This window comes from Leyella stercorea DSM 18206 (assembly GCF_000235885.1).
Taxonomy (GTDB): domain Bacteria; phylum Bacteroidota; class Bacteroidia; order Bacteroidales; family Bacteroidaceae; genus Prevotella; species Prevotella stercorea.
This window is the reverse complement of record NZ_JH379445.1, coordinates 1-2,032: the sequence shown is the minus strand read 5'-3', so window position 1 is coordinate 2,032 and position 2,032 is coordinate 1. Positions and strand designations below refer to the sequence as shown.

Here is a 2,032-nt window from a genome sequence, read left to right as displayed (position 1 = left end):
ATCATAAGTGTAGCCCAGTTTTTTACTTCTTAAATACGATGAAGTGTTGGAATCCAAAGGAACATATTTTTCTGGATTAGCGTAGAACAGAACAATGCTGAGCTTTCCCTTTCCGACACTTTTAATGTTCAATGCCGTTTGAAAAAGTTTTTCATCTACTTTCCCTTCTTTTACCTGTCCGAACAATTCCCATAATACATTTATATCATTGTTGTCCCTGATTGTCTTCCATGGGAATAGATGCACTTTCATGGGATGTGTTGTCGGGATGCCTGATACATCTGTCGGTTCTGGACAACTAAAATTTAGCCTGCGCCTTAAATCCTGTAAGATTTCGACCCTTTTTTCATCGGAGTGAAACTTGTTGAGATACGCCAAGAATGTGAATGGGTCTATTTCTTGCAGTGTGATTTCTTTACCTTTTTCTGTACCATCGCGAAAACCGGTAATACCTATATCTTTTAGTATAGATATAAGTTCCGGCTGGTTATTCTGTTTTCCAAGTAGCCAATCGGATAGTTCTTTATAGAATGATAGCCATGTAAATTGGTCGTTCATAATTCGTTCTTAAATTAACATAAATTCAATATAAAGTTATAAAGATATGACAAAAAACAAGAATAATAAATATTCAAAATCACATTATGTATTAATATTTAAACAATTACAATATGTTCTCAGATGCTAAAACTACGAAAATTTATTGTATGACAGATGATTTTTGCAAGAAATTTGTATTGCAATGGAAAAATATATCTGGTTGAAGGCAAGAATCATAACATCGCAACAAGCCGAACTAATATATGATGCCAAAATATAGCTATTTTAATTCTTTTTCATTCGAGAGATTCCAAATGTTTCAAATATCATTAATGGAAGCATCTTTTTAAAATGAGGAACATATATCGCTAAATACCACAGTGATATGACTGTCCCAAGTAATATTATAGCTATTATATTTATTTCGTTTGTATTAATAGATAACTGAATAATGATTAAACATCAAATAATGGGTTTATATATGGACTCTTAAAAAAAGAACAACCATTCATTTTTTTACATTTAGAAAATATGTCTTCTTGCACAATTGGTAATCCTAACTCATAACCTTTAGCTTTAACAATTTTATTATTACCAAGACTATTAGGTAACAAATCTATTCTCTTAAATATATCAAACTCATTATCATAGATTGAGGTTTCCCAATTAATACAATCAATTAATTTTAAATAAATTGGAAGGTAATAATCCCCAATATATTCAGACCGATTGAATACATGTGTAGTTATCAGTTGGACATCATGTGGAGCCAAGTTATTTAATATTTCTGCAAATCGTTCACTTAATATTGGAACTGCATCTGTCATCAAATAATCGTATTTCTTAAAACGCTCTATATTTATATTTTTGTTAATATTGAAAATAAGAGTATCCGTTGGCTCTGATATTTTTTTGTTCTCTAAAAAAACAACAGATTCAATGCTTGAAGCTCTGTAATACTCCAACCAATATGAATTAGGATAATTGGGAGTCACTGAAAGGAAATAATACATAGTTACTTACATTTAATTAAACCTTGATCTAAAAGAATATTATATTTATTTATAATAGAATCTATTTCAGCCTGATAATCTGACGCTTTCCAAACTTTTCCTAATCTTGCATCTTGAGCAGCACGAACCGATACTCTATCTAAGTCCATTTTTACCTGATTAGTATAGATTGGATGAGAACCATTGTGAATTGGTAATTTAGGGTTGCTATTAACACCAGCTTTTGTTGGCAAATATTTAATGTTACTCTCATCATGAATATTAAATCCTGCTTTAGCAATAACATCATGATATCTTAATTGTTGTGGAATGATATGATGTTTTTGATGATCTGGGATTGAAGGCATAGTGTTATATGTAAGAAGCCCAAATTCATCAAGCCACGTATTGATATCCCGCACATATCCATACAGAGTCGGATTGTTACCCGCCAGTCCAATTGGGTCAGAAGAAATATATATCCCCATTTCAGGCGAGTA

General features: G+C 31.3%; 2 protein-coding genes and 1 pseudogene. All 3 read right to left on the bottom strand.

Annotated features, from left to right (window positions below; translation table 11 throughout):
• A pseudogene (locus HMPREF0673_RS08960) lies at nucleotides 1–558 on the bottom strand (FRG domain-containing protein); the annotation flags it as partial.
• A gap of 437 nt (nucleotides 559–995) precedes the next feature.
• Nucleotides 996–1,553 (bottom strand): hypothetical protein, encoded by a 558-nt coding sequence (locus tag HMPREF0673_RS08955; protein ID WP_007901173.1) that lies wholly within the window; start codon nucleotides 1,551–1,553, stop codon nucleotides 996–998.
• Nucleotides 1,554–1,555: 2 nt separating this feature from the next.
• Nucleotides 1,556–2,032: AHH domain-containing protein (locus tag HMPREF0673_RS08950; protein ID WP_007901171.1), on the bottom strand; the 477-nt coding region annotated here is incomplete at its 5' end.

Bases quoted from the DNA above. Each gene is read 5' to 3' on its own strand.
- HMPREF0673_RS08955 (WP_007901173.1), bottom strand. From the start codon at position 1,553: ATGTATTATTTCCTTTCAGTGACTCCCAATTATCCTAATTCATATTGG.